Source organism: Flavicella sp. (assembly GCF_029238425.1).
Taxonomy (GTDB): domain Bacteria; phylum Bacteroidota; class Bacteroidia; order Flavobacteriales; family Flavobacteriaceae; genus Flavicella.
Map to the genome: position 1 here is coordinate 1 of NZ_JAQWGB010000191.1, position 16,929 is coordinate 16,929.

A 16,929-nucleotide genomic window follows, 5' to 3' on the forward strand; every position below is an offset into this window, starting at 1 on the left:
TACAAAAGATGGAGTTTAGTGGGTTTTGTAGGAGCAGGAGATGCCATGGAAAACTTCTCTGAATTTGGACAAAACATCAAGGCTGCTGGAGGCGGTGGTTTTAGATACTTTTTAGCAAAAGACTATGGATTGCATGCCGGAATTGACATTGCCAAAGGACCAGAACAATGGGCTTGGAAATTCACTATTGGTAGTAACTGGGGGAGATAAATCAATACTATTGGAACGTTTCTAAATATTCCAAAAGAGCTTTTCTATCTGATTTATTTTCAATACCTGTAAACGGCATGCTAGTTCCTGGAACAATTTTTTTCGGATTCTCTAAAAAATTATCTAAATTTTTTAACGTCCATTTGATATGTTTTGAATCCATTGCATGAGAATAATTATAATTTGCCTGTTCTCCAGATGGCTTATCAATAATTTGATACAAAGAGGGTCCTACCAAGTTTTCTCCTTTCTTTACAGAATGACACATCGCACATAGAGCAAATATTTTTTCTCCTCTTTCTATAGCATTTTCTGAGTTAGATTTTTTTTGTTTGGTTGATGGTAAATAAGTGGCTCGCATTTCAAAAAACATGGCAATTTGATCTTGAGTAAATGTTTCTCGTAGTTCCACATACAATTCTGCCTGACTCAAAGTCATTTCTCCTTCAAGTTGTCCCATATCCCTTGAGATTTGGATTACTTTATTTGAATCCACTTCTCCTTTCTCAAGAAGATTTCTAAGCTCTTTTGTCAATTCAAACCTCTTTTCTAAAAACAAGGTCATCTTAGGTTTTTGAACTGAAACATACTGCTTCAACTTATTCTTTTGTTCAGAATTCAACACCTTTAACACCTGCTTACTTACTCCTCCTCTAGTGACAGCATGACCACTTCCAACGCGAACACTTACAACCCCGAAATGCTGACTTGTTTTGCCGGTAGGCGAAAATTCATTATCTTTTTCTGTCCCCGTTACCCAACACATAAATCGAGTACTAATATTCCACAATTCTAAAGTATCTTCATGTGAATTTTGTTTGAGTTTCTTTTTTCTTCCTTGGTCATTTCAACCTCTACAAACTTCTTTTGAGTAATTTGCTTACGCATCTCTTTCAATTGATGTAATTGAGAAGATGATAACGTTATGTATATCTTATAAAATTTTTGTGCTGATATCAAGCCTATTTTCCCTTCAGCCATCAATTGTTTTTCCGAAAAGAGAATGCATTTGTCTCTATCTAATTCTTCCCTTCTCAACAATTTTTCTAATTCTCTATTTAACAAATTGTGATAGGTATGATATTCCTTTAACGGAGCTTTTAATTCCTCTAATAAAGCAAGCATTTCCTTTTGCTGATTCAAATTTAGTATTTGAAATGCTTTTTTTCCAAGTCCACCTCTACTCAATGTATGTCCGCTATCTAACCTTAAACTTATCACCCCAAAATAATGTGCGACCTTCCCGACAGAAACATAATCATTATCTGTCGACGTTCCAGTAAGCCAAGAAAAAGTTCGAACCGCAAGGTTGTCAAGCTCCTTCTTCTCATCGTTCATTTCTTTTTTACGTCCTTGTTTCTTTTCGCCTCCATTTTTTTTGTGAAAAACCATTTGCATTCATTAGGAGGCATATAAGTATGACAATAAAATTTTTCATAGATTTTTTTGCATTGGATAAGGTTGATGAAGAACACATAGGATATTTTTAACGTAACTGTGATCATTGTTTTTGACTCAAAACAGAAATGAAGGTTTAATTAAAAAAATCACATTTCAATAAAATTTGATAAAAATTAAACATTTACTATCATTTTTACACAACAAGTATATTTATAAGTTCTAAAAGTCCGATATTTGCAGTCTCAAATATTAAAATTAAATACAATGAAAATAGCTGTAGTTGGTGCTACTGGAATGGTAGGAACAGTAATGTTGAAAGTTTTAGCTGAAAGAAACTTCCCTGTAACAGAATTAATTCCTGTTGCTTCTGAAAGATCTGCTGGTAAAAAATTACCTTTTAAAGGGAATGAATATACTGTAGTTACCTTGGAAGATGCAGTTAAAATGAATGCTGATATTGCATTATTTTCTGCAGGAGGCGATACTTCTGTTGAATGGGCTCCTAAATTTGCTGATGCCGGAACAACTGTTGTTGACAATTCATCTGCCTGGAGAATGGATCCTACTAAAAAATTAGTAGTCCCTGAAATCAATGGTGATGTATTGACTAAAGAAGATAAAATTATTGCAAATCCAAACTGTTCTACTATTCAATTAGTAATGGCGTTGGCTCCATTGCATGAAAAATACCAAATGAAACGTTTGATTGTTTCTACATACCAATCTGTCTCTGGAACGGGTGTTGCTGCAGTGAGACAAATGGAAAACGAAACTAAAGGAATCGAAGGAGAAATGGCTTACCATTACCCTATCAACAGAAATGCGATTCCTCATTGTGATGTTTTCATGGAAAACGGATACACTAAAGAAGAAATGAAGTTGGTAAAAGAGCCTAAGAAAATCTTAAGAGATGATTCTTTTGCTGTAACTGCAACTGCAGTTCGTATTCCAACAGCAGGAGGTCATTCTGAATCTGTAAACGTAGAGTTTGTAAATGATTTTGACGAAGCTGAAGTACGTCAGTTATTAAACGATTTCCCTGGAGTTGTTGTACAAGATAATTTAGAAACAAACACTTATCCAATGCCTGCTTTTGCACACGATAAAGATGAAGTATTTGTAGGTCGTATTCGTAGAGATGAATCTTTACCAAACACATTAAATATGTGGATTGTTGCAGATAACTTAAGAAAAGGTGCTGCTACAAACACGGTTCAAATTGCTGAATATTTAGTAGCAAACGAATTGGTATAAGCAATTAACCCTTCGACAAGCATAGGGTTCTATAAAACAAAAATCCCGTTAGAAATTATCTAACGGGATTTTTTTATCTGTTAAAATCTCCAATACCCAAAAACACCCAAACCATACTTGAACAAAACCTCATGTTCAATTAAATTTTGATCTAGTGATAATTGAGAGTTTAGTCCCATAATAACCCTTTCTGTCTCCATTTGAATTCCGAAATTGGTATTTGTCATATATCCTGAGGTTCGATGATCAATAATTTCAAAACGCTCTGAAGCTTTGAATTGATCATAATTTACCCCCACATATGGCGACATTATAAAACCTTTATTGATAGGAATTGCATAAGCAATACTTGTATTTAACTGCGTTTGGTTTCCATATTTAAAAGATTCGCTGTTGGTATTTTTAACGAAATATACTGCACTCAAATTGAATGAAAAATCACCAAAACCAAAAGCGTATTGTACAGGCAAGGCAACATCCAAACTACCGGTACCTAATTGTGTTGAAGATGTTTTATTGTCTTGAGAGCTTTGTAAATCAAACTTACCAGTCGGTAACTTTAAACCTAGGCCTAACTTTAAAACATGCTTGCTTGCTTTATTCAACACACTGATCAAACCATAGATAGAAACATCCCCCAAGCCACTTACACTTACATCTTCTTCACTCGTATAACGATAATTAAAACGATATGGGAGAATCGCATTTATCAAAATCCTATCATTGATTTGATATTGCCCAGTAACCGTTACAGTGTTAATTCTATCATCAGCAACAGGGCTATCATCAAATACACCTTCTTTATACTGAAAGAACATATGATTGTAACTCATTCCAATAAAATTACCATGAATTGCATTGGTGAACACACTATTATTAGCAGAACCGCAACTGCAAACATCACAGGCAAATGCGGTGATGCTCATCAAGAAAAATATAAAAGAAAATTTAAGGTTTTGCAAAACGTGTATCATTTAAAAATTCATCATCGGTTAAGGTTTCTAAAAATAAAATAATAGACTCTTTTTCTTCTTCAGTCATGGGTATTCCTAAAACCTCTTTTTCATCAATTGTTTGGATCAACCTAACATCCAAATTATCCATTTTTTGAATATAAGGATAGGTATCTGTATCATAAAAATCCAATACCTGCTTCAACAAAACAATTCGGCCATCATGCATATATGGAAATGTTTTTTCCACATTTCTCAAACTAGGCACTTTAAATTTATAGTAATCAGGATGCGCCTTTCCTTCTTCAATTGTCAAATCAGGATTAGAAGCACTAATTCTAGCTCTACCCAATTCGTTTGGAAGTTTAGAATTTACGCCGATACCATTATTAACAAACTCTTGATTTGTAAACAACTCTCCCGAATGACAGCTTGCGCATTTATTCTCAAACAAACGCATACCTTCTTTCTCCTCATCCGAAAAATCACCACCAACTTCACCTCTCACATATTTATCATATTTAGAGTTGCTAGAAACCATGGCTCCCATAAATTGAGCCAAAGCTTTTAGCATATTCACTGGGTTCACAGCATCCTCGCCTCCAAAAGCTGTTTCAAACTTTGTGGGGTAATTAGCATCTTGCTTTAGTTTGTTTATTACATTCTCTAAAGTTTCATTCATTTCAACTTTCTCCGTTATCGGAACCACAGGCTGCCTCCAAAGCAACTCCACAGATCCATCCCAGGTAAAAGCATTCATAAAAGCTAAATTTTGTATCGGTTGAGAATTCCTAACTCCCAACTGATCCACTAAAACTCCTTCACTTAAATCATGACCATGATGCGTAAATGCAAAAGCTTGATTGTGGCATTCCGCACAAGAAATAGTATTCCCATCAGACAACTTTACATCATAAAAAAGTTTTCTTCCCAACTCAAAGCCAGCAGCATCAATTGGATTGTCATTTATATCATAAGTAGGAGCAGGAAAATTTATCGGTTGCTCAAGACCTATTTCAAATACAGGAATTTCTTCCTTTTGATCATCATCACATCCAACAAAAGACAACAACACTACACTAAGTAATTTTAAATATTTCATAGTAAAATATTTCAGTCGACAGCTTTAAACAACCAGCAACTGAACTTAGTTTTAGTGGTTATGACCTGAATCACCCGAATCATCATCATGATCCATATCCATTTCAACATCCTCTAAATTAATAGCTTCGTTTAATGGATGTACATGATGAATTTCAAAAATATTTGAATAATTATCAGCAAAATCAACTGTACTTGGAGTTCCTAAATATACTGATGCGCCATCATTAGGAGTGAATAATTTTTCAATATTCACTTTTACATGAACACTAGGAGAGACTTCTGACTTTACCGTTATGTTTTGAGGAAAATCTATTGTTACAGTTCTGTAACCATCAAAGTCTCCTTTTTTACCAATATGAATCCATAAATCATCTGCTTGCTCTGTTTCTGATTTTGCCATGTGGTGCATCATATTCAACTTATTTGTTGCTTCAATTTTTGAGAAAATATAAGAATTCGGGTTCCAACTCCAATTCATATCAGCCGCAGCCAAATCAAACAATTTTGATTGCTCATCAGCACTTCCATTGGCTACTTCTTCACTTACACCGATTCCAAAAGAAATAGATTTGTATTCCCCATTCGGAATTCCCGTCAAATACATTTGAATTTCTTTATCATCTGCTTTAGATAAATCAATCAAACTACCCGCCACATTATTCGGGATTGAAATCATCTGATTATCGGCTGTTTTCACGACTACATCAGAAACAAGAAATTTGAATTTATCTAAGATTAAGGTTTGGTTTTCCCCATCAGCCTGCTGCTGAATTGTAAATTCATCTCCGATTGCTAGAGAATGATCTAATTTTATGATGGCAGAAACATGGGTTCCTATATTAGGATCCAACTCTGAATCGTTACTACCACAAGCGCTCACTAATAAGAAGGCAATACCTCCAAATAAAATATTTTTTAAGTTTTTCATTTTAATTGTATAAGTTTTAAATATAGGTGCGTGCTCCATAGAACAAAATATTCCATGAAAACAAAAAAAAGGGCATAGGTACCCTACAGAATTTAAAAACTATACAATGGGAGGACGTAACAAACTTAGTTCTGAACTAAAAGAATAAGCGTTACTATAATAATACAAAGACTTCTTTTTGAGATGAAGCAATGTGTTATCCTTTAAAAAAACACGTTTTGATTTCTGAAAAAACAGCGGTGTAAAACTTTTATAAGAATTAATTAATTTTACTTCATTTCCTGAATCAGACGCAACATCTGCAGTAACAATACTCAACTCTTTTGCCAAATGGCACTTACCATTACATTGCAATTGTGGCTTGTCTTTATTCTCGCAAAACTTCTCAGTAATATAATCTATATTCAACTCATAGTATGCAATATGTCCCACTATAAAAAGTGGTCTTACAACCAGTGAGAAAAGCAACACATATGTAAATACTTGTTTCAAGAATATAATTATTTTTTGCAAAAATAACTTTATTCAACTCCCCCACAAAACTTTAACACACTAAAAAACCCTTGTAACATGAATGCTACAAGGGTTTAAAATATCTACAATTTCTTTTTATTATATTGGACATAGGCATAATAGTCTATGCTACTAAACCCAACCGTGCCAAATTATCGTTCATTCTTAACTCGCATGAATTGATATCATTAATTAAATCCATTAACAACTCAACTGCCACCTTGCATTCCACATCTTCTCTTCCATTCAATCTTTTTGTTAAACGCATGCACCAGAAATTCAACTCATCCATTCCGCGTTTAAAATCAATATTTACCACCGGTTCTTCAGAAGAATACATATATTCATTAATGCATCCTAACAACTCTTCAGCAACTGGTTTTGCATCTTCAAACTTTTTTGTGTCAAACATTGAATACAGATGCGATTCTAACTTATGAGTCTCCAGCTTTCTGTAACAGTTTTTTATAATTATTTCTACTATTTGTAGTTCTGCCGTATTTATCACCTTACCTCTCATCTCGTATCTATTTTAATGTTATTGCCTTATGACATAACAAATATATACTTCAAACAACCTCTTTTTTAAGGTTTTATTGTGAAGCGTCTTTAAATAAAGGTGAAGTGTTTTGATACAGAAGCGAAATGATTAAAACGAATATCCAACTCCTATGTCATAACTATTCGTAAACTCTGATTGAGAAATATTGTATTCAAAAGAAACGGAGCATAATGTCACATATCTTTTATTCTTAATCAAGTTTGGAAACATATATCCAAAAACAAGTCCAGTTCCTAAATCGCCATTTGAAAATTTTAATATCTTAGAATCGTTGGAATCATCTAAAAACCCTTTTCCTAGACCTGTTGTTAAAGTCAATCTATCAGTTAATAGATAAGACACACCTGCTACTGCGGTAAATGTATTCACCACTCCAAGGCCTCCTTTCGATAAATTTTCAGTTTCTTGATCAAACGTTAAACTGCTAATAAAAGCGAATCGACCACGAATCACTGTTGAGTAATCAACCGCAAAACCCCAAAAATATGCATCTCTATTAAAATTTATTCCATAAGACGCTCCACCACCATAAGAAGACTTATACCCCTCTTCAATGTTTATCGTTGGCGAATTGATCTGCCCTTCGACTAGAAAAGGAATAAAACACAAAATAAATATTGAGATTTTTTACCCAATTTAAGAAATTGAAGTGTATAAAAAAACCTCTTTTGAACAATATCAAAAGAGGTTTTTAGTACCTTGGGTGGGAATCGAACCCACACTCCCGAAAGAACTGGATTTTGAATCCAGCGCGTCTACCAATTCCGCCACCAAGGCTTTTTCGCAATTGGATTGCAAATTTATAAAAAAAAATGAATTACAAACATTTTTATTAAAAAATATCGAGGTAGGCTCTTAAATTATTTCTATTTTTGCAACCTCAATAAATCTCAATAAATTAAACAAACACATTATAGTATGTCTATCAATCAATTAGCACCAAAAGTATTTGCTTGTTCGCAAAGTTTTGAACTAGGAGAAAGCATTGCAAAACATTACGGAACTGAACTTGGAAAAATAAATATTGCTAGATTTAGCGACGGTGAGTTTCAACCAGCCTTCGAAGAATCTGTTCGTGGTCGTCGTGTTTTCATAATTGGGTCTACTTTCCCTAACTCTGATAACTTGATGGAAATGTTATTGATTTTAGATGCTGCTAAAAGAGCTTCTGCAAGACATATTACTGCTGTGATGCCTTATTTTGGATGGGCTCGTCAGGATCGTAAAGACAGACCTCGTGTAGCTATTGGAGCAAAACTAGTTGCCAATTTATTGCAAACAGCTGGAGCTACAAGAATCATGACTATGGATCTGCATGCAGATCAAATTCAAGGATTTTTTGAAAAGCCAGTAGATCATTTATTTGGTTCTACTATTTTTATGCCTTACATCCATAGTTTAGGATTAGACAATATTACAATGGCTTCTCCAGATATGGGAGGATCAAAAAGAGCTTATGCTTACTCTAAGCACTTGCAAAGTGAAGTAGTAATTTGTTACAAACAACGTTTGAAAGCAAATGTTATTGATACTATGGAGCTTATTGGTGAAGTGGAAGGTAAAAATGTAATTCTTGTTGATGACATGATTGACACAGGAGGAACACTAGTAAAAGCTGCCGATGTAATGATGGAAAGAGGAGCATTAAGTGTTAGAGCGATCATTACTCACCCACTACTTTCTGGGAATGCATATGAAAAAATAGAGAACTCTAAATTATTAGAATTGATCGTTTCTGATTCTATTCCATTGAAAAAGGAGAGTTCTAAAATAAAAGTTGTAACTTGCGCGCCTTTGTTCGCGGATATTATGCACAAAGTACAAGATAACAAGTCGATTAGCGACCAGTTTATCATATAATTAGAGAATATTAATAAATATATATATAATGAAATCTATTACAATCAAAGGATCGAAAAGAGAAAGCGTAGGAAAAGCTGCTACAAAAGCACTACGTAATGCTGACAAGGTGCCTTGCGTATTATACGGAGGAGAAAACGCTATACATTTTTCAGCTGAAGAAAAAGCTTTTAAAAATTTAGTATACACTCCAAATGTATATACTGCAACGATTGAACTTGAAGGAGAGAAAGCTGCTACTTGTATTTTACAAGACATTCAGTTTCACCCTGTAACTGACAAAATCTTACATATTGATTTTTATCAATTATTTGATGACAAAGAAGTTACTATGGAAATTCCAGTTACATTGGAAGGAAGTTCTCCAGGGGTTATGATTGGTGGAGCGTTACGTTTCCCTAACCGTAAATTAAAAGTTAAAGCATTGCCTGCTAACTTGCCTGATGCAATTAAAGCTGATATCTCTAAATTAGAAATTGGAGACAAATTATTTGTTAGAGAAGTTATAATTCCTAACTGTACTATCTTACACCCAGAGAACACTGTTGTGGCTCAAGTAAGAATGTCTAGAGCTGCTCAAGCTCCTGTTGAAGGAGAAGAAGGTGCTGAAGAAGCAACTGAAGAAGCTGCTGCAGAATAAGTTTATTCAAGCTTTACAATTCATAAAAGTTCCTTTTGATATTCAAAAGGAACTTTTTTTTGGCACATATCCCACTATTATCATTAATTTTGGCAACTGAAATACGCAAAACATATTATGAAAAAATTCTTAATTGTAGGTTTAGGAAATATAGGAGCTGAATACGAAAACACGCGCCACAATATTGGATTCAAAATATTGGATGAGCTAGCGGAAATGGAGAAAATAAAATTCTCAATGGATAAGCTTGGAGATGTCGCAACCTTTAAATTCAAGGGCAGAACTTTTATCTTATTAAAACCTTCAACTTACATGAATCTAAGTGGTAAGTCGTTGAGATATTGGATGGAAAAAGAAAAAATAGCTCAAGAAAACATCCTAGTAATCTCAGATGATTTAAATCTCGATTTTGGTACAATCAGACTTAAAGCAAAAGGAAGTGCTGGCGGCCATAATGGTTTAAAAGACATCAACGAAAAATTAGGAAACCAAAACTATCCTCGTTTTCGCTTTGGTGTGAGCGCAAACTTTTCCAAAGGAAGACAATCCAACTATGTTTTAGGGGAATGGTCTAAAGAAGAAAACAGATACATGCCCAAATTACTGTTCAAAGGAGCTAACCTCATCAAAGAATTTGGAACTGCGGGAATTAGCAATACGATGAATAAATATAATGGGCCTTTAGAATTGTAAGGTACATTTACATTCAATAAAAAAGGTCAATGAACAATCATTGACCTTTTTTATGCTTGAATTTAGCAAAAAACTAAATTATATTTTAAAAACTACTATTCATTATCTGAAGCATGCCATTCGGCAAAAGAAGTACCAGTTTCTTGCAATTTCAATGAATGTAACTTTACCGATGCAGGAATTTTTGCGTTAATCTTTGCAGCAAAGTCAATCAACATCATTTCACTTGTTGGTTGATAGTCTACCAATATTACAGAGTGCCCTCGAGTTTCTAATTCATGGGCCAATTCTACATGAGGCGTATTTTTATTAAAAACGGTAGCGTGGTCAAAGACATCTACAATTTCATTCTTAACAATTTTTTTCAAATCGCTAAAATCGATTACCATCCCATATTTGACATTATTAGTATCATCAATTGGTGTTCCAATAACAGTAACAGAAAGCTTATAACTATGGCCATGTACGTTTCTACATTTTCCATCATAGCCATATAAAGCATGACCTGTTTCAAAATCAAATTGCTTGGTAATTCTAATTTTATTCATAGGACAAAGTTACATTATTTCTTAAACTTAGTAAGCGCTTCTTTGGTGAAATCTGACAAAACTAAGTCACCACTTATAGAAGCTCTATCTTTTAATAAAACATCCCAATTTTCAGTCCCTTCCCAAAAAACCTTTTTCATTTCTTTTAAAGCCTGTGGATTATATCCTGCTAATTGTTCTGCCAATTGATAAGCTTCGTTTGACATCGTTTCTTGATCCTTTGTTACTTTAGCGTATAAGTTTTTCTCTTGTGCCCATTTAGCAGAATGCCATTCTGTTGCCTCGAGAGATAATTGACAAAATGCAGCTTTTCCAATTTTTCTAGTGACCGCTGGTTCAATAACAAACGCACCAATTCCAATAAAAAACTCAGAAAGTTTTATGGATGCCGATTCTGACGCTATCACATAATCACAGGCAGAAGCCAAACCAACGCCACCACCAACAGCTTTTCCTTGCACACATCCAATAATCAATTTAGAACATTTTCTCATCGCATTGATCAAATTTGCAAAGCCCATGAAAAACTCAATTCCTTCCTCTTTAGATTTTATAGACAAAAGCTCATCAAAAGAAGCACCAGCACAAAAAGCCTTTTCTCCTTGACTTTTTAACACGATGACTTTTACATCAGCATTACTGCTTAAATCACTAAATTCATTGCTTAGTTTCTCCAATAAGGTACTCGGAAATGAGTTACTTGCTGGATGAAAAAATGTAACTGTCGCAATAGTATTCTCTATCGTTGTATGTATTGTTCCTAAATTCATAATTCAAATTTACATTATTAAAGATACAACTCCATAGCGATAACTATCTTTTCAATAGCAGGGTTACATTCTTTTTAAAATACACAAATAAAATCCCTGACCTAAATAACATCCACACAGTAAATGCTAGCCATATTCCAATTAATTTCAAATCGAAATAATCTGCAATCAACAAAGTTGGAATAAAACCTATGCAAGTAGCAACAGCTACTGTATTCCTCAATACTACAGCTTCCGCCAAGCCTTTAAAAATCCCATCATATACAAAGGCTAATGCATTTATTGGTTGTGTAGCAATCACCAACCAAAAAACCATATAAAACACCTCTAAAACTTCGGTATCTGAGGTAAATATTTTTCCTATTTGATTGTAAAACACAAAACAAATCCCCATCAATACAAAGGCCACCAACACTCCATATTTACATAAATCTTTCACCAAAAACTGCAGTCTTTCCTGAGATCCTTCTCCTTTTAATTTTCCTGATATAATACTACCTACGCTAGCATAACCGTCTACAAAAAAGGCAAAAAACAACCAAACCTGAAAACATATTGTCTGAGCAGCAATAAATTCTTTACCATAGTCGGTCGCATAGGAGTTTGCTAAATACAGCGCTAAATTTAATGCCAGTGCTCGAACAAATAAATTGACACTTACCGACAACAAACGTTTTATCTCGAAATGAAATTTAGCAAAGGAGAACAATTTAAAAGGTGTTTTATTTACATAAAACAACAAGGCCATAAATGCCATAATAAATTGAGAAATAACACTAGCATAGGCTGCTCCCTCAACGTGCATCGGATTTACAACTCCATCAACACCATATACCAATAATACATCTAAACCGGCATTGATAAGTGCTCCTGTAATACTTATTAGCATTGGGATAAAGGTATTCTGCAACCCCGTAAAAACTCCCATTACCGTAAATACAAATAAAGAAAAGGGCAATCCCCAAGCTCGAATTCTATAATAACTCACAGAATATTCTAGCACCGAACCAGATGCATTGTATAGTTCAAATATTTGAGTCGCAAAAAAAGAGGTTGTAAAGAATAATATACAACTCAAGACTAAATTGATTCCAATCATTTGTGCAGGTAAAGAAATGATCTTTTCCAACTGATTTTTCCCAACGTACTGAGCAACTATTGAAGAAATAGCAGCGCGAGTTTGCCCAATCACCCAAACAATCGCCGAGATAAAAGACCCAGCAATTCCCACGGCAGCCAAAGCTTCAATTGAATCAAAAGAAACATTTCCTACAACTGCCGTATCGACAATAGAAAGCAAAGGTTCGGCTATCCCAGCTATGATAGACGGAATAGCTAATTTATTTATTTCCTTAAACCCAACTCGATTGACTTTACTCATTTTTTGATTTGATAAAATCTATAGTCTCAACAAGTACCTCTGCAAAATCTACAGGTAATTCAGAACTTTCCCAAGGTTGCTTTGCACCAAAACCATGATCTCCTCCTTCAACGATAAACAAACTACTTTTCTCGCTCCAATTTTGAATACTTTTAGCTTCTGCTAAAGGAACCGTAGCATCTTCTGTACCATGAACTATAAGGTGTGGGATTTGAAGTTGCTGAGCCGCAGTTTTTATGGTCAACTTCTCTTCATTCTTTACAAAATCTTCATAAAACTGAATATAATGAGGCATCTGCTGTAATGTCCTTGTGTTTTCAATATAGGCAACACCTTCTTTTTTCCAATGTTCTAGAATTGGCCCATCAGGAAACCTTAATTTATAGTCGGATACAGAAGCCCATGTCACTAATTTAGTAATTCTAGTGTCGTAAGCGGCTTTAAGAATGACCGCACCACCCCCTCTGGAATGACCAATAAGAGTAATATTATTTTTATCTAATTCTTCTTTGAAGTCAGATTCAGACAAAACCCAATCAAGAACGGAATTTAGATCATCTTGTTCTTTGGAATAATTATTTTCTCCAAAAGCTTCTAAGTCGGGAAAATCAATCGGATTTTCAACAGTTCCCCCGTTATGAGAGAAATTAAATTTCACCAAGAAAAGGTCGTTTTCAATAAAATTATCTGACATCAAGTCAAATGCTCCCCAATCTTTATAGCCTTTGTATCCATGGCAAAAAATAACCAATGGTTTTTTCCTGTTGTTTTTTTTGTAACAAACATCTAATAAAATAGGTTTGTTATGCTCTCCTTTGATACTTCTATTCTTCATCTTCATCTATTGAAAGGGTCTATCTTTATTTTCCTTAAATGGAATGGTTTTATCAAAAATCTCAGTGATTAATTCATGCATCACCTCCATAAACTCAACAATTCTTTCCTCTGTCACCATACTATCCATACTTCTGCCTTTTGCAAAATTCAATTTTAAAAATCCAGCATTTCTATTTTTAAAAGAAAATATTCCAGCTTCTAAAGGAATTGCGAAATTATGATTGTTATTCCTGGTATACAAGTACGCATATAACATTACCTGCATGGCTTTGGTATATTTATAGTCTGTTGGAATTTTCTCAAACTCTAACAATTTTAATTCCGCTTGAGCTACTTTACCTGTCTTGTAATCCACAATTCTCAAAACGCCATCCAACTCATCAATTCTATCTACAGAACCTCCTACATTAATTGGAAAATCAAGATTTGGAATATTTAATTCATATGAATAAACAGTTTCTGTACCTAATATTTTTAGAGTGCTACCACTCTTGAGTAGATCAAGTTCCTGTTGTAAAAATCTACAAATAAAATCTTTTGAAACCTCAAAAATCAATTTATTCTTACCTGATACAATGTTCCCATTTTTAAAATGTTGTCTGAAATAAACCTCCGTTTTATCCTTGTACTCTGTCAGCATAACTTTAAGATGCTCAGGTTTTAAATAATGTCCAATATAAGGTTTGTAAAAATCTTCTAGTACATCATGAATGATAGTCCCCATTGTATTTGCAGCAACAGTCTCCTCTACTTCATCTAAATCTTTTATTTTCAGTACATATCTTTTATAATATGATAATGGATCTTCGATATATTTTGCTAAAGCCGATGGAGAAAAACCATTCGCAGCAATTTTCTTTAAAGTAGAAATAACTTCATCCGTTTTTTCTACCACAATTTCATCCTTGGACTCACTAGTCACCAATGGAGCTATAGATTTTTTTGTAATTTCAATTCCATCAATTTCCAATTGGGTTAAAAATCTACTTTTTTCGCCAGCTCCATAAGCATCTGTTTCCGTATTATAAAATAAGTACACATCATTTGCTCTTTGGATCAATCTATAAAAATGGTAGGCAAAAATTGCGTCTTTCTCTTGATAAGTGGGTAAATTATATTGCTGTTTGACATCAAAAGGAATGAATGAATTTTCGGATTTACCTGCCGGCAAGATCCCTTCATTCATAGACGTTAAAATTACGGTTTCGAAATCTAACACACGTGTCTCCAGCATCCCCATCAATTGCAAACCACTCAAAGGCTCCCCTTGGAATGATAATTTTTCTGTTGCAATCAGTTGCTTATAAATCGACTTTAATGTTTTTATGGATTTGATATGACTATAACTTCCATTTAAGTTCTGTAACTGTACAAAAAGATTATAAAAACGAAACAAACATTCCTTTTCAAAACCTTCAAAATTTTCCTTTTGAGCATCGATTACTAAAATAATGGCAGAAAGAAAAACATCTACAGATTGTGACATTTTAAACAATCCACCTAGCAATCTCAGTTCCTCATTTTCGGATAGATGCCTATCAACTAAATCTGAAGAAATAAAAACTTGGTTTTCCGCTATCAGATTTTGTTTTAGTTGTGCCAACAAATCACTGTTTGAAAAAAGCTTTATCGTAAAAGGGTTTTCAAGGAATCTAAAGACATCTTTAAAATAAAACGCATTCGCTTCTACTTTATCAAGTTTTACTTGATTCAAGTACAAATCAAAAACCGTTTCAAAAAAACCAGAAATAGGCATATCTTTTAACAGATATCCCATCGTGATATTCAATTTATCAACATTCGCTGGAAGAGAATTTAAAGTTAGGGATAATAAACTCTCATCAGCTAATACCAAAGCCGTACGTTCACTACTTTCTAATTTCTCTAACAGCTCACCAACCCCTTTTATTTGCGTTATATTTTTTGAAGCTGCTATCTCCGTAATATTTTTATTTTTTGAAAAATTATCAGAAACCTTATCAAAAGGATTGGATTCAAAATAAGTCCAATTGGATTTATAGTTTCTTAAAAACGAGCCTGCTTCTTTTTTTGAATTTACATAATACGCATCGGAATCCCAATAAACATTTGCGATATTACTTTCCAACAGAATTTTAAAAATCTTTTCTTCTGCTTTATTCAAAGCATTAAAACCGATCAAAGCAATTTTACTGTTCCTGTTGTCATCTATATAAGACGCTACCTTGTTTGCCGCTTCTCTGTATAACAACCCTTGATACCCCTTTTTCTCTTTTTTTAAAAAGTTGTAGAAATCAAAATAATACCTACCTAAGTTTTCCATAAAACTCAGGTGCTTATTCATCATTTCAGAAGAATTGCCATTTTCTATATCCCAATCTTCTATTCTCTTAATATCTTTTAAGTAAGAAAACAGGTCTTCACAATCAACCAAGTGACGGTCTACCTCATTAAAATCTTGCAAACCTATAGAAGCCCATTGAGCAAAAGAATCAAAGCTCTCTGGATTGACTTTTTCAGAATCTAAATAAACTTTATAAAACTCAAACAACAGGGGCACTGTTTCGGCTTTCTGAAACCCAGAAATGGTTTCAATGAATTTTTCAATACTTATTATTTTTGGTAAAAAAGTAGTCCCTGAAATTTGCTTTTTAAATTCTTCTTTCAAAAAGACACCCGCTCTTTCACTTGGCAAAACACATACCAAATCTACAATTGAGCTATTCTCTTTTAACAATTGTTCTACTACTTCAGACAAAAAACTTTTCATACACGAATATAAAAAAATAACCGTTTTCAATTGCTTGAAAACGGTTATTTAAAAAATTATTTACATGGTTCTCACCATGATTCACAGAGACTATTCGTCACCGTTAAATTTGATAATCAATCCTAAAGAATGTTGGAAGTAACTAGATGCATCCACTTGATTTACAAAACCATCTCCAGCTACACCTACACTATATATACTAGTAAAAGATAACCCAACATTATCATTGAACCAAGTATTAAAACCAGCACCTGGTGCAACCTGGAAACCTGAAGCATCATCAACCCAAGTACCTCCAACTCCAAAAGACACATAAGGATCCCACCATCCTGTTTGACCAAATAATTTATTTAAGTCGTATAAAGCAGCTGCTTCTAAAGAGAAAAAAGACAAACCATCTACATCCGCTAAAGATCCAGCTCCTTTATCTATTTTATTTAAAGATCCAGAGACTCTTACACTCAATCCATAGTTCATATATCTTGATACAGAAACTGTAGAAATTGCTGGAAGAACATTCCAATCA

17 protein-coding genes, 1 tRNA gene and 2 pseudogenes are annotated in these 16,929 nt (G+C 33.8%); 5 read left to right on the forward strand and 15 right to left on the reverse strand.

The genetic code is table 11. The annotated features are described in order from the left end of the window. A pseudogene (locus P8H68_RS12985) lies at positions 1-210 on the forward strand (hypothetical protein); the annotation flags it as partial. A 7-nt stretch (positions 211-217) separates the two neighbouring features. Here the strand turns inward: P8H68_RS12985 and P8H68_RS12990 are convergent. Both P8H68_RS12990 and P8H68_RS12995 read right to left on the reverse strand, forming a co-directional pair. Next, positions 218-976, reverse strand: coding sequence for a c-type cytochrome (locus P8H68_RS12990; protein ID WP_300325984.1), 759 nt, complete (start codon positions 974-976; stop codon positions 218-220). 26 nt (positions 977-1,002) lie between these two features. Next, positions 1,003-1,602: a hypothetical protein gene (locus P8H68_RS12995; protein ID WP_300325987.1), complete on the reverse strand. Its 600-nt coding sequence runs from the start codon at positions 1,600-1,602 to the stop codon at positions 1,003-1,005. Positions 1,603-1,875: 273 nt separating this feature from the next. Between P8H68_RS12995 and P8H68_RS13000 the strand changes: the two genes are divergently transcribed. Then, positions 1,876-2,865: an aspartate-semialdehyde dehydrogenase gene (locus P8H68_RS13000; RefSeq protein ID WP_300325990.1), complete on the forward strand. Its 990-nt coding sequence runs from the start codon at positions 1,876-1,878 to the stop codon at positions 2,863-2,865. Positions 2,866-2,945: 80 nt separating this feature from the next. Here the strand turns inward: P8H68_RS13000 and P8H68_RS13005 are convergent, their stop codons facing one another. From P8H68_RS13005 to P8H68_RS13035, 7 genes are all read right to left on the reverse strand, one after another. Next, positions 2,946-3,791, reverse strand: a complete 846-nt coding sequence (locus P8H68_RS13005; protein WP_300325993.1) for a hypothetical protein — start codon at positions 3,789-3,791, stop codon at positions 2,946-2,948. Positions 3,792-3,813: 22 nt separating this feature from the next. After that, on the reverse strand, positions 3,814-4,920 hold the full coding sequence (locus P8H68_RS13010; RefSeq protein ID WP_300325996.1) for a cytochrome c peroxidase: 1,107 nt from the start codon (positions 4,918-4,920) through the stop codon (positions 3,814-3,816). 51 nt (positions 4,921-4,971) lie between these two features. Continuing rightward, complete coding sequence (locus P8H68_RS13015; protein ID WP_300325999.1) at positions 4,972-5,850, reverse strand: MbnP family protein; 879 nt, start codon at positions 5,848-5,850, stop codon at positions 4,972-4,974. 99 nt (positions 5,851-5,949) lie between these two features. Further along, positions 5,950-6,342: a hypothetical protein gene (locus P8H68_RS13020; RefSeq protein WP_300326002.1), complete on the reverse strand. Its 393-nt coding sequence runs from the start codon at positions 6,340-6,342 to the stop codon at positions 5,950-5,952. Positions 6,343-6,487: 145 nt separating this feature from the next. After that, positions 6,488-6,883: a hypothetical protein gene (locus tag P8H68_RS13025; protein ID WP_300326005.1), complete on the reverse strand. Its 396-nt coding sequence runs from the start codon at positions 6,881-6,883 to the stop codon at positions 6,488-6,490. 129 nt (positions 6,884-7,012) lie between these two features. Beyond that, positions 7,013-7,534 carry a hypothetical protein gene (locus P8H68_RS13030; RefSeq protein WP_300326008.1) on the reverse strand — a complete coding sequence of 174 codons (522 nt, stop codon included), beginning with the start codon at positions 7,532-7,534 and terminating at the stop codon, positions 7,013-7,015. Between the two features lie 86 nt (positions 7,535-7,620). Further along, positions 7,621-7,702 (reverse strand) — tRNA-Leu (locus P8H68_RS13035). Positions 7,703-7,843: 141 nt separating this feature from the next. Between P8H68_RS13035 and P8H68_RS13040 the strand changes: the two genes are divergently transcribed. The 3 genes from P8H68_RS13040 to pth all read left to right on the forward strand — a co-directional run bounded on the left by P8H68_RS13040 (position 7,844) and on the right by pth (position 10,118). Next, a complete protein-coding gene (locus P8H68_RS13040) occupies positions 7,844-8,785 on the forward strand; it encodes a ribose-phosphate pyrophosphokinase (protein ID WP_300326011.1) in 942 nt (313 codons plus the stop codon). Between the two features lie 28 nt (positions 8,786-8,813). Continuing rightward, on the forward strand, positions 8,814-9,425 hold the full coding sequence (locus P8H68_RS13045; protein WP_300326014.1) for a 50S ribosomal protein L25/general stress protein Ctc: 612 nt from the start codon (positions 8,814-8,816) through the stop codon (positions 9,423-9,425). A gap of 117 nt (positions 9,426-9,542) precedes the next feature. Continuing rightward, a complete protein-coding gene (gene pth, locus P8H68_RS13050) occupies positions 9,543-10,118 on the forward strand; it encodes an aminoacyl-tRNA hydrolase (RefSeq protein ID WP_300326017.1) in 576 nt (191 codons plus the stop codon). Between the two features lie 95 nt (positions 10,119-10,213). Here the strand turns inward: pth and P8H68_RS13055 are convergent, their stop codons facing one another. The 6 genes and pseudogenes from P8H68_RS13055 to P8H68_RS13080 all read right to left on the reverse strand — a co-directional run. After that, positions 10,214-10,666 (reverse strand): 6-carboxytetrahydropterin synthase, encoded by a 453-nt coding sequence (locus P8H68_RS13055; protein WP_300326020.1) that lies wholly within the window; start codon positions 10,664-10,666, stop codon positions 10,214-10,216. 14 nt (positions 10,667-10,680) lie between these two features. Then, positions 10,681-11,436, reverse strand: a complete 756-nt coding sequence (locus P8H68_RS13060; RefSeq protein WP_300326023.1) for an enoyl-CoA hydratase/isomerase family protein — start codon at positions 11,434-11,436, stop codon at positions 10,681-10,683. A gap of 43 nt (positions 11,437-11,479) precedes the next feature. Then, a complete protein-coding gene (locus P8H68_RS13065) occupies positions 11,480-12,817 on the reverse strand; it encodes an MATE family efflux transporter (RefSeq protein WP_300326026.1) in 1,338 nt (445 codons plus the stop codon). Further along, positions 12,810-13,652, reverse strand: coding sequence for an alpha/beta hydrolase (locus P8H68_RS13070; RefSeq protein ID WP_366144948.1), 843 nt, complete (start codon positions 13,650-13,652; stop codon positions 12,810-12,812). Before P8H68_RS13070 ends, P8H68_RS13065 begins: the two co-directional genes overlap by 8 nt. Before the next feature lie 6 nt (positions 13,653-13,658). Next, a complete protein-coding gene (locus P8H68_RS13075) occupies positions 13,659-16,403 on the reverse strand; it encodes a PD-(D/E)XK nuclease family protein (protein WP_300326032.1) in 2,745 nt (914 codons plus the stop codon). A 90-nt stretch (positions 16,404-16,493) separates the two neighbouring features. Next, a pseudogene (locus P8H68_RS13080) lies at positions 16,494-16,929 on the reverse strand (OmpA family protein); the annotation flags it as partial.